22 protein-coding genes and 2 tRNA genes are annotated in these 25,733 nt (G+C 70.7%); 7 read left to right on the top strand and 17 right to left on the bottom strand.

The features are described from left to right. Positions 1-40 precede the first annotated feature (40 nt). From prpB to ACO0E0_RS07040, 4 genes are all read right to left on the bottom strand, one after another. Positions 41-955 (bottom strand): methylisocitrate lyase, encoded by a 915-nt coding sequence (gene prpB / locus ACO0E0_RS07055; RefSeq protein WP_422870691.1) that lies wholly within the window; start codon positions 953-955, stop codon positions 41-43. Beyond that, a complete protein-coding gene (locus ACO0E0_RS07050; RefSeq protein WP_422870690.1) occupies positions 955-2,487 on the bottom strand; it encodes an MmgE/PrpD family protein in 1,533 nt (510 codons plus the stop codon). Before ACO0E0_RS07050 ends, prpB begins: the two co-directional genes overlap by 1 nt. A 15-nt stretch (positions 2,488-2,502) precedes the next feature. Then, the gene (locus ACO0E0_RS07045; protein WP_422870689.1) at positions 2,503-3,363 is read right to left on the bottom strand and encodes an alpha/beta fold hydrolase; all 861 of its coding nucleotides are present in this window, start codon (positions 3,361-3,363) and stop codon (positions 2,503-2,505) included. A gap of 93 nt (positions 3,364-3,456) precedes the next feature. After that, positions 3,457-3,930 (bottom strand): peroxiredoxin, encoded by a 474-nt coding sequence (locus ACO0E0_RS07040; RefSeq protein WP_422870688.1) that lies wholly within the window; start codon positions 3,928-3,930, stop codon positions 3,457-3,459. Positions 3,931-4,173: 243 nt separating this feature from the next. Here ACO0E0_RS07040 and aceE point away from each other — a divergent pair, with 243 nt between their 5' ends. The 6 genes from aceE to ACO0E0_RS07010 all read left to right on the top strand — a co-directional run bounded on the left by aceE (position 4,174) and on the right by ACO0E0_RS07010 (position 11,982). Then, positions 4,174-6,918 carry a pyruvate dehydrogenase (acetyl-transferring), homodimeric type gene (gene aceE / locus ACO0E0_RS07035; protein WP_422870687.1) on the top strand — a complete coding sequence of 915 codons (2,745 nt, stop codon included), beginning with the start codon at positions 4,174-4,176 and terminating at the stop codon, positions 6,916-6,918. Positions 6,919-6,925: 7 nt separating this feature from the next. Continuing rightward, positions 6,926-8,146 (top strand): PucR family transcriptional regulator, encoded by a 1,221-nt coding sequence (locus tag ACO0E0_RS07030; protein ID WP_422870895.1) that lies wholly within the window; start codon positions 6,926-6,928, stop codon positions 8,144-8,146. Between the two features lie 111 nt (positions 8,147-8,257). After that, positions 8,258-9,187 carry an ACP S-malonyltransferase gene (locus ACO0E0_RS07025; RefSeq protein ID WP_422870686.1) on the top strand — a complete coding sequence of 310 codons (930 nt, stop codon included), beginning with the start codon at positions 8,258-8,260 and terminating at the stop codon, positions 9,185-9,187. Then, entirely contained in the window at positions 9,184-10,248 is a 1,065-nt protein-coding gene (locus tag ACO0E0_RS07020; protein WP_422870685.1) for a beta-ketoacyl-ACP synthase III, read from the top strand. The genes ACO0E0_RS07025 and ACO0E0_RS07020 overlap by 4 nt, the downstream gene beginning before the upstream one ends. 105 nt (positions 10,249-10,353) lie before the next feature. Beyond that, the gene (locus ACO0E0_RS07015; protein WP_422870684.1) at positions 10,354-10,602 is read left to right on the top strand and encodes an acyl carrier protein; all 249 of its coding nucleotides are present in this window, start codon (positions 10,354-10,356) and stop codon (positions 10,600-10,602) included. 132 nt (positions 10,603-10,734) lie between these two features. Beyond that, positions 10,735-11,982, top strand: a complete 1,248-nt coding sequence (locus ACO0E0_RS07010) for a beta-ketoacyl-[acyl-carrier-protein] synthase family protein (RefSeq protein WP_422870683.1) — start codon at positions 10,735-10,737, stop codon at positions 11,980-11,982. Positions 11,983-11,992: 10 nt separating this feature from the next. Here the strand turns inward: ACO0E0_RS07010 and ACO0E0_RS07005 are convergent, their stop codons facing one another. From ACO0E0_RS07005 to ACO0E0_RS06980, 6 genes are all read right to left on the bottom strand, one after another. Further along, a complete protein-coding gene (locus ACO0E0_RS07005; protein WP_422870682.1) occupies positions 11,993-12,529 on the bottom strand; it encodes a DUF3145 domain-containing protein in 537 nt (178 codons plus the stop codon). A gap of 166 nt (positions 12,530-12,695) precedes the next feature. Further along, positions 12,696-13,532, bottom strand: a complete 837-nt coding sequence (locus ACO0E0_RS07000; RefSeq protein ID WP_422870681.1) for a DUF1684 domain-containing protein — start codon at positions 13,530-13,532, stop codon at positions 12,696-12,698. Then, positions 13,529-14,653 carry an AI-2E family transporter gene (locus ACO0E0_RS06995; RefSeq protein WP_422870680.1) on the bottom strand — a complete coding sequence of 375 codons (1,125 nt, stop codon included), beginning with the start codon at positions 14,651-14,653 and terminating at the stop codon, positions 13,529-13,531. The genes ACO0E0_RS07000 and ACO0E0_RS06995 overlap by 4 nt, the downstream gene beginning before the upstream one ends. A gap of 97 nt (positions 14,654-14,750) precedes the next feature. Beyond that, positions 14,751-14,825: transfer RNA gene (locus tag ACO0E0_RS06990), tRNA-Ile, on the bottom strand. Next, positions 14,816-16,042, bottom strand: a complete 1,227-nt coding sequence (locus ACO0E0_RS06985) for a glycosyltransferase (RefSeq protein ID WP_422870679.1) — start codon at positions 16,040-16,042, stop codon at positions 14,816-14,818. Before ACO0E0_RS06985 ends, ACO0E0_RS06990 begins: the two co-directional genes overlap by 10 nt. A gap of 191 nt (positions 16,043-16,233) precedes the next feature. Beyond that, positions 16,234-17,154 carry a DMT family protein gene (locus ACO0E0_RS06980; RefSeq protein WP_422870678.1) on the bottom strand — a complete coding sequence of 307 codons (921 nt, stop codon included), beginning with the start codon at positions 17,152-17,154 and terminating at the stop codon, positions 16,234-16,236. Between the two features lie 78 nt (positions 17,155-17,232). Between ACO0E0_RS06980 and def the strand changes: the two genes are divergently transcribed. Then, positions 17,233-17,808 (top strand): peptide deformylase, encoded by a 576-nt coding sequence (def, locus tag ACO0E0_RS06975; protein WP_422870677.1) that lies wholly within the window; start codon positions 17,233-17,235, stop codon positions 17,806-17,808. A gap of 126 nt (positions 17,809-17,934) precedes the next feature. Here def and ACO0E0_RS06970 read toward each other — a convergent pair. The 7 genes from ACO0E0_RS06970 to ACO0E0_RS06940 all read right to left on the bottom strand — a co-directional run bounded on the left by ACO0E0_RS06970 (position 17,935) and on the right by ACO0E0_RS06940 (position 25,621). Further along, a tRNA-Asn gene (locus tag ACO0E0_RS06970) sits at positions 17,935-18,007 on the bottom strand. 93 nt (positions 18,008-18,100) lie between these two features. Then, positions 18,101-19,117, bottom strand: coding sequence for a D-isomer specific 2-hydroxyacid dehydrogenase family protein (locus ACO0E0_RS06965; protein ID WP_422870676.1), 1,017 nt, complete (start codon positions 19,115-19,117; stop codon positions 18,101-18,103). After that, complete coding sequence (locus ACO0E0_RS06960; protein ID WP_422870675.1) at positions 19,114-20,016, bottom strand: ATP-binding cassette domain-containing protein; 903 nt, start codon at positions 20,014-20,016, stop codon at positions 19,114-19,116. Before ACO0E0_RS06960 ends, ACO0E0_RS06965 begins: the two co-directional genes overlap by 4 nt. A 40-nt stretch (positions 20,017-20,056) precedes the next feature. Beyond that, on the bottom strand, positions 20,057-21,742 hold the full coding sequence (locus tag ACO0E0_RS06955; protein WP_422870894.1) for an ABC transporter ATP-binding protein: 1,686 nt from the start codon (positions 21,740-21,742) through the stop codon (positions 20,057-20,059). Positions 21,743-21,795: 53 nt separating this feature from the next. After that, positions 21,796-22,818, bottom strand: a complete 1,023-nt coding sequence (locus ACO0E0_RS06950) for an ABC transporter permease (RefSeq protein ID WP_422870674.1) — start codon at positions 22,816-22,818, stop codon at positions 21,796-21,798. 1 nt (position 22,819) lies between these two features. Next, entirely contained in the window at positions 22,820-23,902 is a 1,083-nt protein-coding gene (locus tag ACO0E0_RS06945; protein WP_422870893.1) for an ABC transporter permease, read from the bottom strand. Between the two features lie 99 nt (positions 23,903-24,001). Next, positions 24,002-25,621, bottom strand: coding sequence for an ABC transporter substrate-binding protein (locus ACO0E0_RS06940; RefSeq protein WP_422870673.1), 1,620 nt, complete (start codon positions 25,619-25,621; stop codon positions 24,002-24,004). Between the last annotated feature and the right edge of the window lie 112 nt (positions 25,622-25,733).

The raw sequence follows: 25,733 nt of genomic DNA, 5'->3' as shown, positions 1-25,733 counted from the left end.
CGGGAGGCGCGGGGCGGGACCGGCCCGCGCCTCCCGTCCGTCACGGGGTCGCGTCCGCCGGACGCTGGCCGACGTCGAAGACGTCCGCGTCGAACGCCGCGTAGCCGGCGTAGTCGACGAGGTCGTAGAGCTCGGCACGGGTTTGCATCTCCGGGACGACCCGGTCGAGCGTCCCGTCGGCGGCGAGCGCGTCGAGGGCGCGGTCGACGGCACCCATCGCGATCCGGAGGAGCGACACGGGGTGGATCACCATCGCGACCCCGACGCCCTCGAGCTGCCGGTGCGTGAAGAGCGCGCTCTTGCCGAACTCGGTCATGTTCGCGAGCACCGGGACGTCGATCGCGCTGCAGACGGCCTCGAACTCGGCGAGGTCAGCCAACGCCTCTGCGAAGACGGCGTCCGCCCCGGCGTCCACGAGCCGCTTCGCCCGGTCAGTCATCGCCGTGACCCCCGCGATGGCGCGGACGTCGGTGCGTGCCATGACGACGAGCGACGGGTCCCTACGGGCGTCCACGGCGGCGCGGATCCGGCCGACCGCGGTGGCGTCGTCGACGACCTGCTTGCCGTCGAGGTGCCCGCAGCGCTTCGGGTTCACCTGGTCCTCGATGTGCAGTCCCGCGACGCCGGCGTCCTCGAGCGTCTGGACGGTGCGCGCGACGTTCATCGGTTCGCCGAACCCGGTGTCGGCGTCCACGAGCACCGGCAGGTCGGTGTTCCGGACCACCTGGGCGGACCGGGTCGCGACCTCGGAGAGCGTCGTGAGGCCGATGTCGGGCATCCCGAGCTCGTTCGCCATCACGGCGCCCGACAGGTACACGCCGTCGAACCCCTTGCGCTCGACGAGCCGGGCGGTCAGCGGGGTGAAGGCGCCCGGGAACACCGCGATCCCCGGCGCGGCGAGGAGCTCGCGGAACCGTGTGCGCTTGGCGGACGGCGTGACCGTGGACGACAGCATCAGAACAGTCCCTGCGTCGACGCGGCCTGGTCCACGTCGTCGAGGTACCCGTCGGGCGCGACGACCTGCAACTGACGGACACCCGCGGCGTCGAGTGTCGGCAGGGAGTCGGCGAGGGTGAGGAACCGGTCGAGCTCGGCGCCCGGCAGGATCCCGTCGGCGAGGGTGCGGAGCTTCCGCTCGTACTCCCCGCGACCGAACGGCCGTGCGCCGAGTGGATGGGCGTCCGCGACCGCGATCGACTCGTCGATCACCGTGCCGTCGGTGAACGTCACCACGATCCGGCCGCCGAACGCCTGCTCCGCGGGGTCGAGCGAGTGGTAGCGCCGGGTCCAGTCCGGGTCCTCGACGGTGGTGATCCGGTTCCAGAGCGCGACGGTGTCCGGTCGGCCGGCCCGCTCGGGCGTGTAGGAGGCCTCGTGGTGCCAGGTGCCGTCCTGCAGGGCGACGGCGACGATGTACGGCACCGAGTGGTCGAGTGTCTCCCGGCTCGCGGTGGGGTCGTACTTCTGCGGGTCGGCCGCGCCGGAGCCGATCACGGTGTGGGTGTGGTGGCTGGTGTGGATGACGATCGACGCGACCCGGTCGGCATCGGCGGCCTCGGGACGCTCGCGGTGCAGCCGTCGGGCGAGGTCGATGAGTGCCTGCGCCTGGTACTCGGCGGAGTGCTCCTTGGTGTACGTGTCGAGGATTGCCCGCTTCGGCGTGCCCGGCGTCGGGAGGGCCACGTCGTACGATCCCGACGGCCCGTCGAGGAGCCACGCGATGACGCCGTCCTCCCCCTCGTAGATCGGGTTCGGACTCGTCTCGCCACGCATCGCGCGGTCGACGGCCTCGATCGCGACCTTGCCGGCGAACGCGGGTGCCGACGCCTTCCAGCTCGAGATGAGGCCCTTCCGGGACTGCCGCGTGGCCGTCGTCGTGTGGAGCGCCTGGCCGACGGCGTGGTAGACGGTCTCGGTGTCCAGGCCGAGCATCGTGCCGATCCCCGCCGCGACGCTCGGACCGAGGTGCGCGACGTGGTCGATCTTGTGCGCGTGCAGGCTGATCGCGCGGGCGAGGTCGACCTGCACCTCGTAGCCGGTGAGGATCCCCCGGAGGAGCGCCGCACCGTCGAGCCCGCGGTGCTGGGCGACGGCGAGCATCGGTGGGATGTTGTCACCCGGGTGCGAGTACTCCGCGGCGAGGAACGTGTCGTGGAAGTCGAGCTCCCGGACGGCGACGCCGTTCGCGTACGCGGCCCACTCCGGGGAGACGGTGCGGTCCGCCGGGAGCCCGGTCACGGCGGCGCCCGCCCCGCCCATCGACGGGGGGTGCGACACCGCCTGGGCGCGGGCGGTGACGACGGGGCCGCGGCGAAGCGAGGCGGTGCTGACGGCGGCGTTGTCGACGATCCGGTTCGACACCATGAGCGCCGCGTCGATGTCCGCCGGCGCGCGGTCGGTGGCGATCTCGGCGATCCGCCAGGCGAGCTCCGCCGTCCGGGGGAAGCCCTCGTCGCTCGGGTGGGTGCGGACCGTGCTGGTCGTCATCGACATGCCTCCTGTCTACACGACCGGCGCTGTCCCGCCGTCGAGGGCCAGCACCGTCGCGACGGGCCGCTCGACGTGCGCGAAGTGCCCGCAGTCCCGGAGCAGCACCGTCCGCGCGCCGGGGAGCATCGCAGCGAGTCGCCCGAGATCGGCCACGTCGGCGAAGATGTCGTCGGCGCCCGCCACCGCGACGACCGGGCACGCGATGGCGGCCCACCGACGCGGGTCGTACGCGGCACCGGCGCGAGCCGCCGACGCGAACCCCACCGGCCGGACCTCGTCGAGGAAGGTCCGGGTGATCGACGGGTCGAGCCGCCGCACGTGGCTGAACACCGGTGCGGCGAGGAGCGGCAGCAGCCCGATGCGGGCGAGCGCGCGGAGCAGCCGAACCGAGATCGACGGCAGGACCGCGAACCCGGCGCGGAGCAGGACGAAGGCGGGCAGTCGGACGAGTCCGTGCAGGGGGCGGCGTGCGGCGTCGATCGCGGCGAAGGTCGTGCCGGACACGATCGCGATGCGCGCCACCCGCTGCGGCAGGGCCACACCGAGGTGCAGGGCGATGAACGCACCCATCGAGTGCCCGACGACCCCGAAGCGGTCGACGCCGAGCGCATCGGTGACCTGCTCGACGACCGACACCGCCTGGTCGAGGGAAAGCGGTCCCGCGGCGGGCAGCGCAGAGCTCCCCCATCCCGGCAGGTCGACGAGCACGAGCGGGCCGCGCGGACGGCCGAGCAGGTCCGCCGCGGCGAGCATCGGCGTCCACGTCGTCCACGACCCGGCCACTCCGTGCACCATGAGCTCCGGGAGGCCCGGGAGGCCCGGTCGCGGGAGCCGGTGGTGCACGACGACGTCGCCGGAGGTCGTCGGGACCACGGTGCGCGTCAGGCCGAGCGACGCGGGGTCGTGCGTGATCGGGAGCGGGGCGTACCGCTCGGGATCGAGGAGTGCAGGCCTCAGGGCGACGGGTCAGACGTGCGCGGGGACGAGACGGTCGAGGGCACCGCGGTACTCGGCGACGTCGCGCGCCCGGCCCGGCTCGGTGATGATCGAGGCCCGGATGCGGCCGTCGACGTCGATCACGAAGGTCGCGCGGGTCGCGAAGCCCTTCTGCTCGAGGAACACGCCGTACTCCTTGGAGACGGCGCCGTGGGGCCAGAAGTCGGCGAGCAGCGTGAAGTCGTACCCGTTGGTCTCGGCGAAGCTCCGCAGGGTCGCCTTCGAGTCCACCGAGATGCCGATGAGCTCCACGCGGTGGTCGGCGAACATCGCGATGTTGTCCCGGAGGTCGCAGAGCTCGGTCGTGCACGTGGACGAGAACGCGAGCGGGAAGAACACGAGCGCGACGGGGCGCAGCCCGAGGTGATCGCTCAGCCGGACGTGCTCCCCGAACTGGTTCGGGAGTTCGAAGTCCGGAGCGAGCGAGCCGATCTCCAGCGCCATTGCGGTTCTTCTTCCTGGGGCGTGGTCCCCTGTCGGAACCGCGGCCCGTAGCACGTCGGGCACGCCGGTGGGCGTGCGCACGAGGAGCGATCCTACGCCTGCCGCGGACGAATGCAAGGGCGTCTTCGTCGCCGTCAGTCGGCAGTCGGTGTCGGCAACTAGAGTGGGGGCGCCCGTGCACCCGGTCGCGACCCGACCGACAGCCGGGCCGACATGTCCACCACGAAACGAACGAGGTCAAGGGTGACGGTGAACGACCAGGACCCATACAGCGCCGACCACAGGGACCAGGACCCGGAGGAGACCGCCGAGTGGCGCGAGTCCCTCGACGGCCTGGTCGCGGCGAACGGGCACGAGCGTGGGCGTGATGTCATGCTCAGCCTGCTGAAGCGGTCCAAGGAACTCCACCTGAACGTGCCGATGGTCCCGACCACGGACTACGTCAACACGATCGCTCCGGAGAACGAGCCCGACTTCCCGGGCGACGAAGAACTCGAGCGCCGCTACCGCCGGTGGATCCGCTGGAACGCCGCCATCACCGTGCACCGCGCGCAGCGCCCGGGCATCGCGGTCGGCGGACACATCTCCACCTACGCCTCGAGTGCCGCCCTGTACGAGGTCGGGTACAACCACTTCTTCCGCGCGCAGGACCACGCGTCCGGCGGCGACCAGGTCTTCTTCCAGGGCCACGCCTCCCCCGGCATGTACGCCCGCGCGTTCCTCGAGGGCCGTCTCGGCGAAGACCAGCTCGACGGCTTCCGCCAGGAGCACTCGCACGCCGGCGGCGGCCTGTCGTCGTACCCCCACCCGCGCCTCATGCCGCACTTCTGGCAGTTCCCGACCGTGTCGATGGGCATCGGCCCGATCAACGCGATCTACCAGGCGCAGCAGGCCAAGTACCTCACGAACCGCGGCATCAAGGACGCCTCCGACCAGCAGGTCTGGGCGTTCCTCGGCGATGGCGAGATGGACGAGGTCGAGTCCCGCGGACAGCTGCAGGTCGCCGCGAACGACGGCCTCGACAACCTCAACTTCGTCATCAACTGCAACCTGCAGCGCCTCGACGGACCGGTCCGCGGCAACGGCAAGATCATCCAGGAGCTCGAGGCGTTCTTCCGCGGCGCCGGCTGGAACGTCATCAAGGTCGTCTGGGGTCGCGAGTGGGACGACCTCCTCGCCAAGGACACCGAGGGCGCGCTCCTCAACCTGATGAACCGCACGCCGGACGGCGACTACCAGACGTACAAGGCCGAGAACGGCGCCTACGTCCGCGAGAACTTCTTCGGGCGCGACCCGAAGACCCTCGCGATGGTCGAGGACTACACCGACGACCAGATCTGGAACCTCAAGCGCGGTGGCCACGACTACCGCAAGGTCTACGCGGCGTTCAAGGCGGCGGCGGAGCACAAGGGCCAGCCGACCGTCATCCTCGCCAAGACGGTCAAGGGCTACGGCCTCGGCCCGAGCTTCGAGGGCCGCAACGCGACCCACCAGATGAAGAAGCTGACCCTCGACAACCTCAAGCAGTTCCGCGACGAGATGCGCATCCCGGTCTCCGACGCGCAGCTCGAGGAGAACCCGTACACCCCGCCGTACTACCACCCGGGGAACGACGACGAGGCGATCCAGTACATGCACGAGCGTCGTCGCGAGCTCGGCGGGTACGTGCCGGAGCGACGGACGAAGTACACGCAGGTGTCCCTGCCGGACGACGCGCGCTACGCGATCGCCAAGAAGGGCTCCGGCAAGCAGGAGATCGCCACGACCATGGCGTTCGCCCGGCTGCTCAAGGACCTGCTCCGCGCGCCGGACTTCGGCAACCGCATCGTCCCGATCATCCCGGACGAGGCGCGCACCTTCGGCATGGACGCCTACTTCCCGACGGCGAAGATCTACAACCCGAACGGCCAGCACTACACGTCGGTCGACCGCGAGCTCCTCCTGGCGTACAAGGAGAGCCCCGAGGGCCAGCTCATCCACGTCGGCATCAACGAGGCGGGTGCCGTCGCGGCGTACACCGCCGTCGGCACCTCCTACTCGACGCAGGGCGAGCCGCTCATCCCGGTCTACGTCTTCTACTCGATGTTCGGGTTCCAGCGCACCGGCGACGCCCTGTGGGCCGCCGGCGACCAGATGGCCCGCGGGTTCATCATCGGCGCCACGGCCGGTCGCACCACGCTGACCGGCGAGGGCCTGCAGCACGCCGACGGGCACTCGCTGCTCCTCGCGGCGACGAACCCCGCGGTGGTGTCCTACGACCCGGCCTACGGGTACGAGATCGGCCGCATCGTGCAGGCCGGACTCGACCGCATGTACGGGGTCGACGACGACGGCGAGCCGACGCACAGCGACCCGAACGTCTCGTACTACCTCACGGTGTACAACGAGCCGATCGTCCAGCCGGCCGAGCCCGAGGACGTCGACGTCACCGGCATCGTCAAGGGCATGTACCTGCTCAAGCCGAGCGAGCACGACGGCCCGAAGGCCCAACTGCTCGCGTCCGGCGTCGCCGTGCCGTGGATCCTCGAGGCGCAGCAGCTCCTCGCCGAGGACTGGGGCGTCTCGGCCGACGTCTGGAGCGTCACGAGCTGGGGCGAGCTCCGCCGCGACGGCCTCGCCGCGGACGAGCACGCGTTCCTCAACCCGGGCGAGCAGCCCCGGACGCCGTACGTCACCGAGCGGTTGCAGCAGACCGACGGCCCCGTCGTCGCGGTCTCGGACTTCATGCACGCCGTCCCGGACCAGATCCGGCAGTTCGTCCCGCGCGACTTCGCGACGCTCGGTGCGGACGGCTTCGGGTTCTCGGACACCCGTGCCGCCGCGCGCCGCTTCTTCAAGATCGACGGACCGTCGGTCGTGGTGCGCACGCTCCAGCAGCTCGCCCGCCAGCAGAAGGTCGACCCGTCGGTCGTCCAGGCCGCCATCGACAAGTACCGGCTGCACGACGTCACGGCCGGCACGACCGGGTCCGCGGGCGGCGAGAGCTGACCGGGTGGTGACACTGCGCGCGGACGCCGCGGGCCGGGAGGGCGACCGGGAACGGACCCTCGCCTGGCTCCGCGGCGTCTCCGGCGAACTCGCGAGCGCAACGATCCAGCGTCTCGAGGACACCCTCCCGTGGTACCGCGAGATGCCGCCTGGCCGACGCTCGGCCGTCGGGCTCGTCGCCCAGGCCGGCATCACGTCGTTCATCTCGTGGTTCGAGGACCCGCAGGCGTCGCCGTGGGTCGCCGCGGACGTCTTCGGCGCCGCACCCCGTGAGCTCCTCCGCTCGGTGAGCCTGCAGCAGACGCTGCAGCTCATCCGCGTCGTGGTCGAGGTCGTCGAGGATCGCGCCAAGGACGGCGACGACGTCTTGCAGGAGGCGATCCTGATGTACTCGCGGGAGATCGCGTTCGCGTCGGCCGACGTCTACGCCCGCGCCGCCGAGGCCCGCGGGCTCTGGGACGCCCGTCTCGAAGCACTCGTGGTCGACTCGATCCTCTCCGGTGAGTACGACGACGAACTGCCCTCGCGGATCGCCGCCCTCGGGTGGCACGGGCACGGCGAGGTCGCAGTGCTCGTCGGGACGGCGCCGCGGCAGCTCGAGGTCGACTCGGTGCGACGGACCGCTCGCCACATGGACGCCGACGTCCTGATCGGGGTCCAGGGCTCCCGGCTCGTCGTCGTGATCGGCCGGGCGACGCCGCGGGACGACACCCCGGACGGCGAGGAGCCCGTGTCGTTCATGACGATCGCCACCGCGCTCGAGCCGCTCTTCGGCGACGGCCACCTGGTGCTCGGCAACGAGGTCCCCGGCGTGGTCGACGCGTCGACGAGCGCGAAGGCCGCCCTCGCCGGGTTCGCCGTCGCCCGCGCATGGCGCGGTGCGCCGCGGCCGGCCCTCGCGGACGACCTGCTCCCGGAACGGGCGTTCGCCGGCGACCCGCTCGCCCGGAGCGCCCTGGTGCAGCGGATCTACACGCCGCTCAAGGACCAGTCGACCGAGCTGCTCCAGACGCTCTGGTGCTACCTCGACACGGGCCGGTCGCTCGAGGCCACGGCCCGCGAGCTGTTCGTCCACCCGAACACCGTCCGGTACCGCCTCCGCCGCGTCGCGGACGTCATCGGCTGGGACGCCACGCACGCCCGGGACGCCCTCATCGTCCAGTCCGCACTCATCATCGGCGCGATGTCGGAGTCCGCGGCCACGCGCCGCCGGCCGCCGCGCCGCTGAGTCCGACCACGAGCGGTACCCGTCCGTTTGTGGAGTCCAGCCAATGTCCGAGGAGTTTCTTGTGCTGATGCGCACACACGCCGGGTCCTGTCCGCCGGAGAGGATTGTCCGGTGATCGTCGTCGTCGCGCCCGGACAGGGCTCCCAGACCCCCGGCTTCCTGGCCCCCTGGCTCGAGGACGCCGCCGTCCGCGACCGTGTCGGCGCCTGGTCCGACGCGATCGGCATCGACCTCGCCGAGCACGGCACCGCGTCGGACGCCGACACCATCCGCGACACGGCCCTCGCCCAGCCGCTCATCGTCGCGGCGGGTCTGATCGCCGCGGACGCCCTGCTCGCCGAGGGCCGTCGCGCCCTCGTCGGAGGCGTCGCGGGACACTCGGTCGGCGAGTTCACCGCTGCGTCGATCGCCGGCGTCATCGCGCCGACCGACGCCGTGTCGCTCGTCGCCGAGCGCGGTCGGGCCATGGCCGCCGCCGCGGCGCTCGAACCGACCGGCATGAGCGCCGTCCTCGGCGGCGACGAGGACGCACTCGCGGCAGCACTCGACGCCGCCGGACTCGTCCCCGCGAACCACAACGGCGGTGGCCAGACGGTCGTGGCGGGCAGCCTGGAGGCGCTCGGCGCGTTCTCGACGAACCCGCCGGCCCGGACACGGGTCGTCCCGCTCAGCGTCGCCGGTGCGTTCCACACGCGGTACATGGCGCCGGCGGTCGAGCGCGTGGCGCCCGTCGCGGCTGCGGCGACCGTCAGCGACCCGACCCTGCCGATCTGGACGAACGCGGACGGCACGCGCATCGAGGACGGCCGCCGCTTCGTCGACCTGATGGTGCGCCAGATCGCGAACCCGGTGCACTGGGACCTCGTCATGCGCACGTTCGCCGACGCCGGTGTGACCGGGATCATCGAGCTCGCACCGGCCGGAGCCCTCGTCGGCCTCGCCAAGCGCGGGCTCCGCGGCACCCCGGCCATCGGGCTCTCGACGCCCGACGACCTCGACGCCGCCGTCGCCCTGCTCACCGATGCGGACGTGACCGCATGACGATCGAGACCGACCTGCCGGACGCCACCGCGGGCCTCCCGTCCGGCCCGGCCGCGGCACCGGCCCTGCCGGTCCTGCAGCAGCAGCGTGGCCACGCGTTCACCCGCATCCTCGGGATCGGCGCGGCACGCGGCGAGAACGCCGTGCCGAACGAGGACCTCGTCGGTCCGATCGACTCGTCCGACGAGTGGATCCGGCAGCGCACGGGCATCGTGACCCGCGCCCGCGCCGGGGCCGACGTCGGCGCCGTCGACCTCGCGGAGGCCGCATCGCGCGAAGCCCTCGCCAAGGCCGGGATCACGGCCGACCAGCTCGGCGTCGTGCTCATCTCGACCGTCACGAACACCGTCGCGACGCCGTCCATGGCGTCCCTCCTCGCCGAGCGGATCGGTGCCACGCCCGCCGCCGCCTACGACATCAGCGCCGCCTGCGCCGGGTACGCGTACGGGATCGCCCAGGCCGACTCCTTCGTGAAGAGCGGTGTCGCGGACTACGTCCTCGTCGTCGGGGCCGAGAAACTCAGCGACATCGTCGATCCGACCGACCGTTCGATCTCGTTCCTGCTCGGCGACGGTGCCGGTGCCGCGGTCGTCGGACCGAGCGACACCCCGGGCATCGCCCCGACCGTGTGGGGGTCGGACGGGTCCAAGTGGGACGCGATCCGGATGACGTCGACGTTCTCCGAGTGGCGCTCCGGCGGTGAACAACCGACGATCCGCCAGGAGGGCCAGACCGTCTTCCGCTGGGCCGTCTGGGAGATGGTCAAGGTCGCCCAGCGTGCCCTCGACGCCGCCGGCGTCACCGCGGACCAGCTCGCCGCCTTCGTGCCGCACCAGGCGAACATGCGCATCATCGACGAGTTCGCCAAGCAGCTCGGGATCCCCGAGCGCGTCGTCATCGGGCGCGACATCACCACCACCGGCAACACGTCGGCCGCGAGCATCCCCCTCGCGACCCACCGGCTGCTCGAGGAACACCCGGACCTGCACGGCGGTCTCGCGCTGCAGATCGGGTTCGGTGCCGGCCTCGTGTTCGGTGCACAGGTCGTGGTCCTGCCCTAGGCCCGCCCCACTCCCGTCCCATCCGTCCCAGTCAACCGAACCCGTCGCCCGCGCGTGCCCTAGGCTTGTCCACGGTCAACGACACCCCCCATCAAGGAGAAGAACATGGCAGCGTCCACTGACGAAGTCCTCGCCGGCCTGGCCGAGCTCATCAACGACGAGACCGGCATCGCCACCGACACGGTCGAGATGGACAAGTCGTTCACCGACGACCTCGACATCGACTCGATCTCGATGATGACCATCGTCGTCAACGCCGAGGAGAAGTTCGACGTCAAGATCCCCGACGAAGAGGTCAAGAACCTCAAGACCGTCGGCGACGCCGTGCACTACATCACCAAGGCACAGGGCTGACACGAGTCACCGGTCCCGCCAGGGACCCGCGAGCGCCGTGGCCCGGTTGACCCCAGGGTCGGTCGGACACGGCGCTCTCCTGTCCCCGGCGGGGGCCACCCTCCGTCCCACCCACGCAGAAGGATCGTCGTCATGACCACCACCTCCACCGTCGTCGTCACCGGCGTCGGCGCCATCTCCCCGCTCGGCGCGTCCGCCTCGGAGTCGTGGGACGCGCTCCTCGCCGGCAAGTCCGGCATCAGCACCATCGAGGAGGACTGGGTCGAGCGCTACGAGCTCCCCGTCCACTTCGCGGGGCAGGCGCGCAAGTTCATCGGCGACCAGCTGACCCGACAAGAGGTCAAGCGTCTCGACCCCGGCTCGCAGCTCTCGCTCATCGCGGCGCGTGAAGCATGGGCCGACGCCGGCATCGACGACACCACCGTCGACCCGGAGCGGCTCATCGTCGACTGGGCGACCGGCATCGGCGGTGTCAACACGCTGCTCGACGGTTGGGACACCCTGCGGGAGCGCGGCCCGCGTCGGATGCTCCCGATGACGGTCCCGATGCTCATGGCGAACGGCCCGGCCGCGGCCATCGAGATGGCCTTCGGTGCCCGTGGTGGCGCCCGCACCTACATCTCCGCGTGCGCCTCGAGCACCGAGTCCCTCGCCGAGGCGTACCGGCACGTGTCGACCGGCATCGCGGACATCGTCATCGCCGGCGGCTCCGAGGCGGCGCTGCACCCGATGCCCCTCGGTGCGTTCTCGGCGATGCAGGCGCTCTCCCGCCGCAACGACGACCCCGAGGGCGCGTCCCGCCCCTACGACGTCACCCGGGACGGCTTCGTGCTCGGCGACGGCGCTGCGGCGCTGATCCTCGAGACGAAGGAGCACGCCGTGGCGCGCGGTGCCCGGATCTACGCCGAGATCGCCGGTGGCGGGATCACCTCGGACGCGTTCCACATCACCGCGCCCGACCCGGAGGGCAGTGCAGCCGCCCGAGCGGTCATCCAGGCACTCGAGCACGCCGGCGCGTCGCGGTCCGACGTCGTGCACGTGAACGCGCACGCCACCTCCACCTCGGTGGGTGACATCGCCGAGTACCACGCGATGCGTCGGGTGTTCGGCGACGGACTCGACGACATCGTGGTGTCCGCGACGAAGGCGTCGACCGGGCACCTGCTCGGGGGCGCCGGCGCGATCGAGGCGATGTTCACCGTCCTCGCCCTGCACAACCGGGTCGCACCACCGACGATCAACCTCGACGAGCAGGAGCCGGAGATCGTGATGGACGTCGCCCGGGCACCGCGCGACCTGCCCGCGGGCGACCTGCTCGCGATCAGCAACTCGTTCGGCTTCGGCGGGCACAACGCCGTCGTCGCGATCCGGACGGCGTAGCGGATCCGGGTCAGCCGACCCGGTGCAGCCAGACGACGGGGTTGTCCTCGCCGGCGTGACGGAACGGCTCGAGTTCGTCGTCCCAGGCCTGCCCGAGGGCCAGTCGCAGCTCCCGGTGGAGCTCGAGGGCGTTGCTGCCGGCGACCTCCATCGCGTAGCGGACGCGGTCCTCAGCGACGACGACGTTCCCCGAGACGTCCGTCTGCGCGTAGAACACACCGAGGTCGGGCGTGTGCATCCAGCGTCCACCGTCGGAGGCGTCGGTCGGGTCCTCGGTCACCTCGTAGCGCAGGTGCTCCCAGCCGCGGAGCGCCGACGCGATCGCCGCACCTGTGCCGACCGCGCCGGTCCAGGTGTACTCGGTCCGTCGGGCACCGTCGAGCACAGGCTGATCGAGCCACGAGAAGTTCACGGCACGACTCATGGCGCGACCTGCGGCCCATTCGACATGGGGGCAGAGCGCGCGGGGTGAGGAGTGCACGTAGAGCACTCCACGTGCCGCCCCGTGCTGGTGTTTCCCTTGCTGCGTCACGATTCCTCCGCTCATCAGGTGCGACTTCCCCATCGACCTGGCAGAGGCTCGTCCGCGCTCAGGATGCAGCGTGGCGGCGTTCGATATGCGATTGTGATGTCCTCGGACAGGCCCATTATGCAGGGTCACGGCTGAGAACGGCAAGCACCGGTGGGCGCGGACGCGTCTCCGCGCCGAGCGGTCAGTGCACGGCGTTCCCGTCGACGTCGTACCCGCGGGTCTCCCCCGCCGTCACCGCGATCGGCAACCGGTTCTGCTCCGGCGGGATCGGGCACGCGAACTGGTACGAGAACGCACATGGCGGGAGCACGGCGCGGTTGAAGTCGAGGACGACCGGACCAGCCGATCCAGGGTCGTCGAGGAACAGGAAGCGTCCCATCGAGTACGTCGTGTCGCCCGAGGTGGCGTCCTGGAAGGTGACCTGCAGCCGGGCCGACCCGGCGAACGTCGGCGCTCCGACCGCGACGAGGTCCGCATGGACGTCGCCGAACTCCACCGCGATGTGTCCGGCGACCGTCAGCGGGACGCCGGCGGCGTCGAGGACGGTGCCCCGACCCTCCGTCCCGGAGTCGTCCTGTCCACCGGACGCGACCGGCGTGTACGCGCCCTGCACCACCCACTCGGGCGAGGGGTCGAAGACGCCGATGCGGGCGAAGCGCGCGATCGCGTCCGCGGCCGGGTCCCAGATCCGGAGCGACTGCCCCTCCGGCACCGACCCGATCGTCGCCGACCGGCCGTCCGCGAACGCGATGCTCGACGGGACGACCGCGGAGTCGCCCGCCGCGACGACGGTGCCGTCCACGGGGATGCCGTCGACCACGATGCCGTCCGAGGCCGTCGCGGTCACGGCGAGCCCGCCGAGCGTCGGCGACCAGCGACCCGGAACCGGCCAGACCACGGTCGCGTCCCGGGTGACGGTCTGCGCGTTCACGAGGGCGAGGGGACCGCGAGGTGCACGGACGGCCCGCTCCCGTGCCGCGCGGAACTCGGCGAGCGACCCGGGACCGGCGGACGTCACAACTGGTCCTGGCGCGGGTAGATGACCTGTTGCACGATGATGATCACCGATGCGGCGACCGGGACGGACACGAGCGCGCCGAGCACCCCGCCGATCGTGCCGCCCGCGACCGCGGCGATGACGACCAGTGCACCGGGGACCTGCACCGCCCGCGACATGATGCGCGGCGCGATGACGTACGCCTCGACCTGCATGTAGATCAAGTAGTAGATCGCGGCGAACAGCGCGGTCGCGGGTGACGCGAAGAGGCAGATCAGACAGATGACCACCGCGGCGCTCAACGTGCCGACGAGCGGGATCAGCGCCCCGAGGAACGCGAGCGTCGCCAACAGCACGGGCAGCGGCGCGCCGATGATCGACAGGAAGACCAGGCTGAGCACACCGTTCAGCACGGCCTCGGCGACCTGTCCGACGACGTACCGACCGACCGATCCGGTGATCTGCTCGGTCACGACCGCGAAGTTCTCGCGACGGGTGGCCGGCACGAACCGGTAGGTCATCTGCTTGATCCCGCGGAGCGATGCGAGGAAGTACAACATCAGGATGAGCACGATGATCGCGCCCGTCAGCCCGGACGCGATGCCCGCTCCGACCGCCAGGATGCCGCCGAAGATGCCGAGGACGTTGCTCGGGTTCTCGACGAACGTCTGCACCGACTGCAGCGCCTTGTCGACGTCGAACGTGCCCTGGAACTGCTTCGACAGGTCCTGCACCCACTCTTGCTTCGAGATGTCCTGCACGAAACCGGGGACGTTGCCGATGAGGTTCGTGGTCTGGTTCACGAGCACCGGGATGATCGCGAACAGGATCGCCACGAACACCCCGATGACGGCGAGCACGACCAGGAGGATCGCGAGCCACCGCGGGATGAACCGCTCGAGCCACGTGACCACCGGGTCGAGACCGAGCGCGATGAACACCGCGACGCCGATGTAGACGATGACCGTGGAGAGCTCCGACACGAGCACCCCGGCGAGCAGGGCCACGAGGACCCCGATCCCGCCCATGAACCCGAGCCGGAACGCGTTGATGCGGAGCCCGGTGCCGCCCTTGGTGCTCTGGAACGTCACGTTCGGCGCGGGCGTGTTCGGGTGCTCTGCCTCGGCGTGCCGTTTCCTCATGCAACGACCTTATCCGCGGGCGTCGCCCCGGTCCGCATCGACCAGCCCCTCCGCATCGCCGACGCGGGCATCGCCGCCTTGCGCGTTCCCGACACGGTAGGGCGGGCGGGACTCGAACCCGCGAATCGTTCCGTTATGAGCAGACTGCCTTGACCAGCTTGGCTACCGCCCCGCGTCGGGGCCGTCGGCCACCGGCTCTCCACGATACAGGGACTCGAACGTCTGGAGCGTGCGCTCGATGTCGTGCGGCGCGATCATGGCGAGGCTCCGGTGCTTCATGCGCAGGTACTCCTCGTCGTCCGCGGTGAGCACGGCCGTGAGCTTCGCCGCCATGTCGCGCTCGTCCCCGGCGCGGAACAGGTAGCCGTTGCCGTCGACGAGGTGCGGGAGTGCCATCGCGTCCGCGGCGACGATCGGCAGGCCGGACGCCATCGCCTCGAGCGAGGCGATGCTCTGGAGTTCTGCCGTCGACGGCATCGCGAAGACGGTCCCGTTCGTCAGTGCGGCGCGGAGCACCTCGTCGGAGCTGAACCCGGTCAGGGTGACGCGGTCGCCGATCCCGAGCTCGGTGATGAGCTTCTCGATGGTGGACACGTGGTCGCCACCGCCGACGATCGTGAGCGTCGCACCGATCGCCGGGTCGAGCAGCGTCATCGCCCGGAGGAGGACCTCGATCTGCTTCTCCGCGGCGATCCGGCCGACGAAGACGATCTCGTTGTCCGCCGGCCGGACGTCGCGCGAGGTGTACCGCGACGCCTCGATGCCGCAGGACACCGCGAGGACGTCGTGGACGTCGACAGCGGCTTCGAGGTACTCGGCGGCCCGACGCGTCGGCGCGGTGATGGCGTCGACCAGGCGGTAGGTCTTCGCGGCGTCGCGCCAGGCGATCCGGATCGCGAGCGGGATGATCCACTGGGGCAACGGCGCCTGGTCGAGCACGTTCTCCGGCATGAAGTGGTTCGTCGCGATGACCGGGATGCCACGGTCGATCGCCTCACGCGTGACGGCCCGGCCGATGACGATGTGCGACTGCAGGTGCACGACGTCCGGGTGGAACGCGTCGAGGATCCGGGCGGTGTTGCGCCGCGCGGTCCAAGGCCAGGCGAAGCGCAGCCAGTGTCCGGGCCAGCGCAGCGAGAACAACCGGTGCACGGTGAGCGTGACGCCGCCGTGCTGCTCGAGGACCGTGCCCGGCCGGGTCCCGGTCGGGGCCGGTGCGACGATGTGCACATCGTGCCCGCGCTCGGTGAGCCCGACGGCGAGACGTTCGCAGAAGTTGGCGGCACCGTTGACGTCCGGCGGGAACGTGTCCGCCGCCATCAGGACACGGAGACGGCCGGAGCGCGGCGACGGGGGCGGGGGCGGGGTGGAGTCGTCCTGTCCTGACACGGAGCGCGTGGTCCTCTCGTCCTGCGGGGTCGATGCCCTGGGTGCGGGTGGAACGCTACCGTACGGCTCCTCCGAAGCTCCCTCACCGCGCGGACGACCCCGACGCCTGCGCCACAGCCTCCCTCACCGGCATCGGCACCGGAACCGGCACCGGCACCGGAACCGGCACCGCGGACACGGACCGGAGCCGCTCATCGTGCCGACTGCGGGTGGTGCTTCGCGAGCTGGAACACCCCGGTGATCGCGATCGCCGCCGCCACGAGGAACCCGATGACCGCGATGGGCGGCGCCCCGGCGGCCTCCTGCAGGACGATGACGCCGATGCCGACCGCGACGATCGGGTCGATCACGGTGAGTCCGGCGATCACGAGGTCCGGCGAGCCCGATGCGTACGCGTTCTGCACGAAGTACCCGCCGAGCGCCGACGCGACGACCACCCCGAGCACCGCGAACACCGTCACCCAGTCGAACGAGTGGTTGACGAACCGGTTCAACGACACCTTGGCGAGCGTCGCCACGAACCCGTACAGGATCCCGGCCCCGATGATGTAGTACAGCGCGCTCTTGTGCCGCTGGACGACCTTGAAGGACAGCAGCACGATCGCCAGCACGATCGCGAGGACGACGAGCACGGTGATGAGCTGGGCGCGGGAGATGGCGGTCTCGTGCCCGACGAGTGCGGCGATCGCGACGAAGATCGCGACGCCGACGATGCAGGTCCACACGGCGCGACGGGACTTCGGGCCGAGGGGGATCCCGGACGACCGCGTCGAGAACCAGGTCGTGATGACGAGCGCGACGGCGCCGAGCGGCTGCACGACGATCAGCGGGGCGAACGTGATGCTGATGAGCTGGAGCACGACGGCCATGCCGAGCATGAGCGTGCCGAGCACCCAGTTCCCGCTCGACACGAGCGCGAGCATGTGCGACACGCTCAGCCCCTTGGTCTGCTTGCCGAGCCGCGACTCGACCCGTCGGACTCCACGACTCTGGAACTGCGCACCGAGCGACAGGAACACCGCGCCCACGAGCGCCACGGGGATCATGAGCGCCTGGAAGGGCGTGAGGTTGATGTTGACCGCGTCGGTCAGGCCGGCGATGTCGGACGTCACGCGCCGGCGTCCGTCGGTTCGATGGAGTCCCGAGTCACGCGTCGAGGCTATCCCGCGGCCGGCCGATAACCTGGACGAATGGCCGTTCTTCCGATCCGCATCTCCGGCGAGCCCGTGCTCCACTCCGTCGCGTCGGAGGTCACCGACTTCGGCGACGAGCTCCAGGAACTGGTCGCGGACATGTTCGAGACCATGGACCTGGCGCCCGGGGTGGGTCTCGCCGGCCCCCAGGTCGGTGTCGGGAAGCGCGTGTTCGTGTTCTCATGGACCGATGATGACGGCGTCCTCCACCGGGGTGTCGCGATCAACCCCGTCCTGTGGATCACACCGGCCGGACCGGAGTCCGTGCAGGAACTCGACGAGGACGACGAATCCGAGGGCTGCCTGTCGGTCCCGGGCGAACGGTTCCCGCTCCGACGCTCCGACGGCGCCCTGCTCCGCGCCGTCGACGAGCACGGCGAACCGTTCGAGGTCGAGGCGCACGGGTGGTTGGCGCGGATCTTCCAGCACGAGTACGACCATCTCGACGGGTTGCTCTACGTCGACCGCCTGACCCACCCGTACGGCAAGCAGGCGCTGAAGGCCGTGAAGAAGCAGAGCTGGGGCGTTCCGGGCAAGAGCTGGCTGCCGGGTCGCGACCACCCGGAGGGCTGACGGCCGCGGACACCGAGGGAGCCCTCACCGCAACGCGAGGAGCCCCCACCGCAACGCGAGAAGCCCCCACCGCATGGTGAGGGCTTCCGGCATCGGGTCTGTCGGCACCTAGTCTGCCGACTCCTGCTCCCCGAGTTGGACTCGAACCAACAACCTGCCGGTTAACAGCCGGCTGCTCTGCCAATTGAGCTATCGAGGAATACTGTCTGGGCTTCAACAGCGGGGCCAAGCATAGCAGGACGGCACCTCACCGTTCACCATCCGCGACGAAGCCCGGGCGCGTCGCTCCGGCTCAGTAGCCCGCAGCCGGATCCACGACGCCGATGAACCCCTCGCCCGTCCCGGCGAGGAACGCCGTCGTGTTCGCCGCGATCCGTTCCGCGAGCAGCGGCGCCGTCATCTCGGGGGTGTCGGCCTGATGCGGCGTGATGACGGCACCGGGTTCGTCCCAGAGCGGGTGCCCGTCCGGCAGCGGTTCCGGATCCGTGACGTCGACACCCGCCGCCGCGATCGCACCGCTCCGCAGGGCCTCGACGAGCGCGTCCGTGTCGACGAGTCCGCCGCGGGCGACGTTCACCAGGCGGGCACTCCGCCGCATCATCGCGAACTCCGGCGCGCCGAACAGCTTCGCCGTCCCGTCGGTCATCGCGGCCGCGATCATCACGACGTCGGCGGTCGGCAGGACCTCGTGCAACCGGTCCGACGTGATCGTCCGGTCCGCACCCGGCACGGGTGCTGCGGACCGCCGGACGACCGTGACGCGCGTCTCGAACGGCGCGATGAGCCGGATGTACTCCAGCGCGATCCCCCCGGCGCCGATCACGACGACGTGGCGCCCGTAGAGCGACACGCCCTCCGGTTCGGTCGCCCACGTCCGGGCGCGCGCCCGCCGCTGGAGGACGCGGAGCGTGGCGAGCGTCAGCGCGAGCGCATGCTCGGCGACCGGCTCCGCGTAGGCGCCCTTGGCACTCGTGAACAGGACGTGGTCCGCGTGCGCCGCGATGACGTGTGCGAACGCGTCGACGCCGGCGAACGGGAGCTGCACCCAGGTGACGGACGGTGCGGACGCGAGTGCCGCCTCCAGTCCGTCCGGGTCGCGCGCGTCCAGCCAGACGACCGCGGTCGTCGCGTCCGACAGCGGCGCGACCGTCCCACCGGCCCGTTCGACCGCGTGCACGTGCAGATCGTGCTCGGACGGGAGGATCGCCACCGGTCCGGCGGTCGGCACCGGTCCGGCGAGTGGCCGGCCGGCATCGGTCACGACCGCGCGGTGGCCGCGCTCCGAGGTGGTGGCGGGCGTCGTGGTCACTGCACTCCTCCGGTGGGCGTCGCTCCGGCACGCGGGGTGGACGACCGGCGTGCGGTCGGTGCGGCGCGCTTCGTGGTGCGTGCGGCCGTCGCCGCGAGCACCTTGACGTACGGGTCGACCGGCGCGTCGAAGACCTCGTCGAACGTGCCGAGACCGACGAGCCGACCCTCGTTCATCACGGCGACGCGGTCGGCGAGCGCACGGGCCTCGCGGACCTCGCTCGACACGACGACGGCGGAGAACTGCCGGTTGCGCTGGAGCGTCGCGAGGGCCTCGAGCACCGACTGGCGGACGAGGACGTCGACACCCCGAGCCGGTTCGTCGGCCACGAGCAGTCGTGGTTCGAGCACGAGCGACCGCGCCAGGGCGACGCGCTGCCGCTGCCCGCTCGACAGCTCCCAGGTCGCCGCGCGCATGATCCCGAGCGGCAGGTGCACCGCGTCCACCAGCCGCGCGACCATGAGCCCGGCGGCCCTCCGGTCGAACCGGCGGTCCCGGGCGTAGATCGGTTCCGCGATCGCCTCGCCGACGGTGAGGTCCGGGCTCAACCGGTCGGCGGCGTCCTGCGACAGGTACCCGATCGACCCGAGCAGCCGCGTCCGTCGGCGCGAGTGCACCGGGAGTCGGCGGACCCCCTGGCCGAGGACCGTGAGCTCGCCGCCGACGATCCGACGTCGCGCGGAGGCCTCGCCGTCCTGCCCGCTCCCGAGCTGCGCCGCGACCGCCGCCGCGAACGTCGACTTGCCCGAGCCGGACTGTCCGAGCAGCGCGAGGATCTCACCCTGCCGCACGGTCAGGCTGACACCGTCCACGGCGCGGACCGGCCGGTGCGACGCCGTCCCCCGGTACTCGATCGAGACGTCGTCCGCCACGACGGCCGGCCCGTCGACCCCGATCATGCTGACCCCTGTCCCGCTGTCCGGCCCGGCACGATGTCGCTCACGCCGTCGCTGCTCCGTCCAGCTCCGCCAGGGTACGCCGTCGCTCGGCCTGCTCCGCGGGGTCCGGGACGGGCAGCGACGCCAGCAACCGCTGCGTGTAGGGATGCCGGGGCGCGCCGAGGACCTCCGCCGCGGTGCCCTCCTCGACCAGGTCCCCGCGGTAGAGCACGGCGATCCGATCGGAGAGCGCACCGACGACGGCGAGGTCGTGGCTGATGAACAGCGACGCGAAGCCGAGGTCCTGCTGGAGTTCGAGGAAGAGCTCGAGCACGCGCGCCTGCACGGAGACGTCGAGAGCGCTCGTCGGCTCGTCCGCGATCAGGAGCTTCGGCCGGAGCGCCAACGACCGCGCCAGCGACGCGCGCTGCCGTTGTCCGCCGGAGAGCTCGTGTGGGTAGCGGTCGCCGTACGCCCGCGGGAGCTGGACGGCCTCGAGGAGCTCGTCCACCCGTGCCCGGGCCTGACTCGGCGACCGCGCCTCGCCGTGCACGACGAGCGGTTCGGCGACGGCGTCCGCGATCGTCAGCAGCGGGTTGAAGCTCGACGCCGGGTCCTGGAACACGAACCCGATGTCCTTGCGCAGCCGCTTGAAGTCGCGTTCGCGGTACCCGAGCATCTCGGTCCCGAGCACCTCGAGCGACCCGCCGGTGACCCGGGTGAGCCCCGCGATCGCCCGACCGATGGTGGTCTTGCCGGAGCCGGACTCCCCCACGAGGCCGAGGACCTCGCCGGGACGGATCGTCAGGTCGACGCCCTTCACGGCGCGGAACGCCGGGCTGCCGAGGCGTCCCGGGTACTCGATCTCGAGCCCCCGCGCCGCGACGACGGGCGCGACCGACCCGTCGACCAGCGCGCGTCGGTCGGACGTGGTCGCCGCCTCCAGCCTCGGGACGGCGGCCAGGAGGCGCTTGGTGTAGTCCGCCTGCGGGCTCGCGAACAGCGAGCGCACGTCCGCCTGCTCGACGACCTGCCCCTGGTACATGACGGCGACCCGGTCGGCGAGGTCGGCGACGACGCCCATGTTGTGCGTGATGAGCACGATCGCCGCGCCGAACTCGTCACGGCACCGGCGGAGCAGGTCGAGGATCTCGGCCTGCACCGTGACGTCGAGGGCGGTCGTCGGCTCGTCGGCGATGATCACGCTCGGCTCGAGCACGAGCGCCATCGCGATGACGACGCGCTGCTTCTGCCCGCCGGAGAACTGGTGCGGGTAGTGGTCCACCCGGGTCTCCGGGTCGGGGATGCCGACACGGCGCAGGTACTCGATCGCGCGCTCGCGCGCCTCCTTCTTCGAGACGCCGCCGTGCGCGCGGATCCCCTCGGCGATCTGCCACCCCACCGTGTACACCGGGTTCAGGGCCGTCGACGGTTCCTGGAAGACCATCGCACCGGCGGTCCCGCGGAGCTCGCGGAGCCGCTGCTGCGACACCCGGACGACGTCCGACCCCCCGATGACGACCGCGCCGGACACGGTGGCGGTCTCCGGGAGCAGCCGCAGCATGCTCCTGGCGGTGACGGACTTGCCGGAGCCGGACTCGCCGACGAGCGCCAGGACCTCGCCGGGCCGGACCTCGACGGACACGTGGTCAACCGCGGAGACGTCCCCGTTGTCGGTCGCGAACGTCACGGACAGGTCGTCGACGGACACGACGGCGTCGCGGTCCTCGACGGCACGGCCGGCCATGTCCCGGTCGGCGGCCTGGCGGCGTTCGATGCCGCCGGATCCTCGCGTCTCACTCATGCGCCGGCTCCTTCCGGTGCGGCGGCACCCGTCGCCCCGACGGCGGGACCGCCCGGGGTCGGCGCCACACGCTGCTTGGCCCGACGTCGGGCACGGAGCCGCGGGTCGGAGATGTCGTTGAGGCTCTCGCCGATGAAGGTCACACCGAGGACGAGCAGCACGATCGCGACACCCGGGTAGACGCCCGTCCACCAGATGCCGCTCGCCGTGTCGGAGAGCGCACGGTTGAGGTCGTAGCCCCACTCGGCGCCGGCGGTCGGACCGATGCCGAACCCGAGGAACCCGAGACTCGCCAGGGTGAGGATCGCGTCGCTCGCGTTCAACGTGAGGATGAGAGGCAGCGACCGGGTGGAGTTCCGCAGCACGTGCCGCGTCATGATCCGCCACGGGTTCGTACCGACCACGCGGGCGGACTCGACGAACGCCTCGCCCTTCAGCCGCACGGCCTCGGCGCGGACGACCCGGAAGTACTGCGGCACGTAGACGACGGTGATCGAGATGCCGGCCGAGATGATGCCGCCCGCGTAGCTCGACTGGCCGCCGGAGATCACGATCGACACGACGATCGCGAGGAGCAGGGACGGGAACGCGTACACCGCGTCGGCGATCACGACGAGGATCCGGTCGAGCCAGCCGCCGAGGTAGCCGGAGACGAGCCCGAGCAGGACGCCGACGACGATGGAGACGACGACCGCGACGATCACGACGAGGACGGCGGTCCGGGCACCGAACACGACCCGGCTGAAGACGTCGTACCCGCCGACGGTGGTGCCCCAGATGTGCGCGGCACTCGGTGCGCCGGTCCGCGGGAACGACTGCCCGGAGGCACTCTGCAGCTGCGCGAAGCCGTACGGCGCGATCAGGGGCGCGAACACCGCGATGAGGATGAACGCTGCGCAGATGACCACACCGGTGGTGAGCATGGCGCGCTGCCATCCGACGCTGCGGCGGAGCTGCACCACGACGGGCAACCGCTTCCACCAGGACTCGTGACGGTCGACGAGGCTCGTGTCGGCCATGTCAGTACCTCACTCTCGGGTCGATGAGCGCCGCGACGACGTCGACGACGAAGTTCGTGACGGCGACGATGACGGCGAGGACCGCGACGATCCCCTGCACCGCGACGAAGTCACGTGCCGACAGGTACTGCTGGAGCTGGAACCCGAGCCCCCGCCATCCGAAGGTGGTCTCGGTGAGGACGGAGCCACCGAGCAGCATCGCGATCTGCAACCCCATCACCGTGATGATCGGGACGAGTGCCGGGCGGAACGCGTGGGACCGGACGAGCCGCCCCTCGCGCACCCCGCGGGACCGGGCGGCGTCGACGTACTCGGAGCCGAGCGTGCCGATCATGTTCGCGCGGACGAGCCGCAGGAAGATCCCCGCCGTCAGGAGGCCGAGCGTGAACGCCGGCAGGATGGCGTGCAGCAGGACGTCGCCGATGATCTGTCCGTTGCCGGTGCGGAGCGCGTCGATGATGTAGATGCCGGTCGCTCCGGGCACCTGGTTGAGCGCGAGTTCCACGCGCGTCGACGCCCGGTCGCCGAGTGGGAGGACGTTCAACCAGATCGAGAACACCAGCTTCAGGAGCAGGCCGCCGAAGAACACCGGGGTCGCGTACGTCAGGATCGCGAGCGCCCGGAGGAGCACGTCGGGCCAGCGGTCGCGGCAGTACGCGGCGAGCATGCCGAGCGGGATGCCGAGCACGAGCGCGATGATCAGTGCGTAGAACACGAGCTCCACGGTCGCACCGCCGTACTGCAGGATGATCTCGCTGATCGGGCGGTTGTCGGTCACGGTCGTGCCGAAGTCGCCGCGGACGATCTGCCCGAGGTACTCCAGGTACTGGACGATCACCGGGCGGTCGTAGCCGGCGGCGTGCAGGCGGGCCTGCAGCTGGTCCGGGGTGAGTCGACCGCCGACCGACGCGACGATCGGGTTCCCGATGACGCGCATCAGGAAGAACACCAGCGTCACGAGGATGAACACGGTCGGGAAGATCAGGAGGAACCGGATGAGGACGTACCTGCCGAGTCCCCCGCCGCCGACCCGCTTCGTCGCGGTCGGCTTGATGGGGTCCTGGAGGGTGTCCGCGGTCGTCACGGTCACGAGGGGTCTGCCTTTCTGCCGCTCCCGGACCGATGCCGATGAGCAGCGAGAGGGGGTGCCTCGTGGTGAGGCACCCCCGCTCGGTGGTGCGTGTTACTTGGAGAGCGTCCCGTAGCGGAACTTGAACGACGCGTCGAGGACGAGTCCCTTGACGTCCTTGCCCGCGACGGCGACCGACTTGCCCTGCAGGAGCGGCAGGGTCGAGATCTGCTCGGCCTCGCGCTGCTGCGCCTGCTCGATGAGGTCGGCGCGCTTGGACTTGTCGGACTCGGCCTGCTCCTCGGCGATCAGCTTCTGGATGGTCGGGTCGTCGTAGTGGTTCTGCACGAAGTTGTCCTTCGTGAAGAACGGCGACAGGTAGTTGTCCGCGTCCGAGAAGTCCGGGAACCAACCGAGCTGGTACTCGGGGTACTGATCCTCGGTGCGCTCCTTGGAGTAGGTCGTGTACAGCGTCGACTGGATGTTGACGGTGAACAGGCCGGTGTTCTCGAGCTGCGTCTTGAGCAGCGCGTACTCGTCATCGCTCGAGGAGCCGTAGTGGTCCGGCGCGTACTGGATGTTGAGCGCGACCTTGCCGGTGATGCCGGCGTCCTGGAGGGTCTTCTTCGCCTTGTCGACGTCGGCGCCGCCGTTGCCGTTGCCGTACAGCGACTTGAACGGCGTCGCCGCACCCGTCAGTCCGTCCGGGACCATCGAGTAGAGCGGCGAGTACGTGTCGTTGTAGACCTCCTTGGCGATCGCCGCCCGGTCCACCGAGTCGGCGACGGCCTTGCGGACCGCGAGTGCCTTGTCCGCGTTCGCGTCGGAGGTCGTCGCGCCGAAGGGCATCGTGTTGAAGTTGAACACGACGTACCGGATCTCGCCGCCGGGGCCGTTGTAGACCTTGAGGTCGGACTTCTTCGACAGGCTCGTGATGTCGGTCGGCGTCAGGGAGCGGTACGCCACGTCGACGTCGCCCTTCTGCACCGCGAGCTTGAGGTCGGTCTCCTTGGTGAAGTACTGGGCGGTGACCTCGTCCGACTTGGCCTTGTTGAGCACCCCGTCGTACTTGTCGTTCGCCTTGTACTGGATCAGGTCGTTCTCCTTGTAGGAGGTGATCGTGTACTGCCCGGCGAACGCGTTGCCGGAGACGATGGCCGACGAGCTCGTCAGCTTGGTCGGCGAGAAGACCTGCTCGTCGACGATCGGGCCGGCGGGGCTCGAGAGCACCTGCGGCCAGGTCTGGTCCGCGTGGTCGAGGTGGAACACGACCGTCGTGGCGTTCGGCGTCCTGATGCTCTTCATGTTCGCGAGGAGCGACTGCGGCCCGTTCGGGTTGTTGATCTTGACCTCGCGGTCGAACGAGAACTTGACGTCGCTCGACGTGAGCTTGTGGCCGTTCGCGAACTCGAGGCCCTTCTTGAGCGTCACCGTGTACGTGGTCGGGTCCGTGAAGACGCCCTTCGTCGCGATGTCCGGCTTGACGTCCGGGCTCCCCGACGGGGTGTTCATCAGGAAGGGGAAGACCTGGTTCTGGACGGCGAACGACCCGTTGTCGTACGAGCCGGCCGGGTCGAGCGACACGATCTTGTCGGTCGTGCCCACGATGAGCCCGTTCAGGTTGCTGGACGAGCTCCCGCCGCCACCCGCGCAGCCGGTGAGCGCGAGCGATACTGCCGCTGCTCCGCCGGCGAACACGAGTGCGCGCTTGCTCCACTTGGTCACGGATGCCATCTCCGGTGCCTCTCTGTCATTGGTGCAGGGGTGCCCTGGGCAGCCGGAATCGATCTGCTGTGACCGCCCGAGGACAACTATTGCTAACACTCGGGGTCCGCACGCAACGAAT

The organism is Curtobacterium phyllosphaerae (assembly GCF_049341865.1).
Classification (GTDB): domain Bacteria; phylum Actinomycetota; class Actinomycetes; order Actinomycetales; family Microbacteriaceae; genus Curtobacterium; species Curtobacterium phyllosphaerae.
Note: the sequence above shows the minus strand (reverse complement) of the source record. Positions and strands in the feature narration are given on the sequence as shown.

Coding starts and splice junctions, on each gene's coding strand:
- prpB (WP_422870691.1), bottom strand. CDS start 955: ATGCTGTCGTCCACGGTCACGCCGTCCGCCAAGCGCACACGGTTCCGC.
- ACO0E0_RS07050 (WP_422870690.1), bottom strand. CDS start 2,487: ATGACGACCAGCACGGTCCGCACCCACCCGAGCGACGAGGGCTTCCCC.
- ACO0E0_RS07040 (WP_422870688.1), bottom strand. CDS start 3,930: ATGGCGCTGGAGATCGGCTCGCTCGCTCCGGACTTCGAACTCCCGAAC.
- ACO0E0_RS07020 (WP_422870685.1), top strand. CDS start 9,184: ATGACGATCGAGACCGACCTGCCGGACGCCACCGCGGGCCTCCCGTCC.
- ACO0E0_RS07015 (WP_422870684.1), top strand. CDS start 10,354: ATGGCAGCGTCCACTGACGAAGTCCTCGCCGGCCTGGCCGAGCTCATC.
- ACO0E0_RS07010 (WP_422870683.1), top strand. CDS start 10,735: ATGACCACCACCTCCACCGTCGTCGTCACCGGCGTCGGCGCCATCTCC.
- ACO0E0_RS07005 (WP_422870682.1), bottom strand. CDS start 12,529: ATGAGCGGAGGAATCGTGACGCAGCAAGGGAAACACCAGCACGGGGCG.
- ACO0E0_RS06995 (WP_422870680.1), bottom strand. CDS start 14,653: ATGAGGAAACGGCACGCCGAGGCAGAGCACCCGAACACGCCCGCGCCG.
- def (WP_422870677.1), top strand. CDS start 17,233: ATGGCCGTTCTTCCGATCCGCATCTCCGGCGAGCCCGTGCTCCACTCC.
- ACO0E0_RS06960 (WP_422870675.1), bottom strand. CDS start 20,016: ATGATCGGGGTCGACGGGCCGGCCGTCGTGGCGGACGACGTCTCGATC.
- ACO0E0_RS06955 (WP_422870894.1), bottom strand. CDS start 21,742: ATGGCCGGCCGTGCCGTCGAGGACCGCGACGCCGTCGTGTCCGTCGAC.
- ACO0E0_RS06950 (WP_422870674.1), bottom strand. CDS start 22,818: ATGGCCGACACGAGCCTCGTCGACCGTCACGAGTCCTGGTGGAAGCGG.
- ACO0E0_RS06940 (WP_422870673.1), bottom strand. CDS start 25,621: ATGGCATCCGTGACCAAGTGGAGCAAGCGCGCACTCGTGTTCGCCGGC.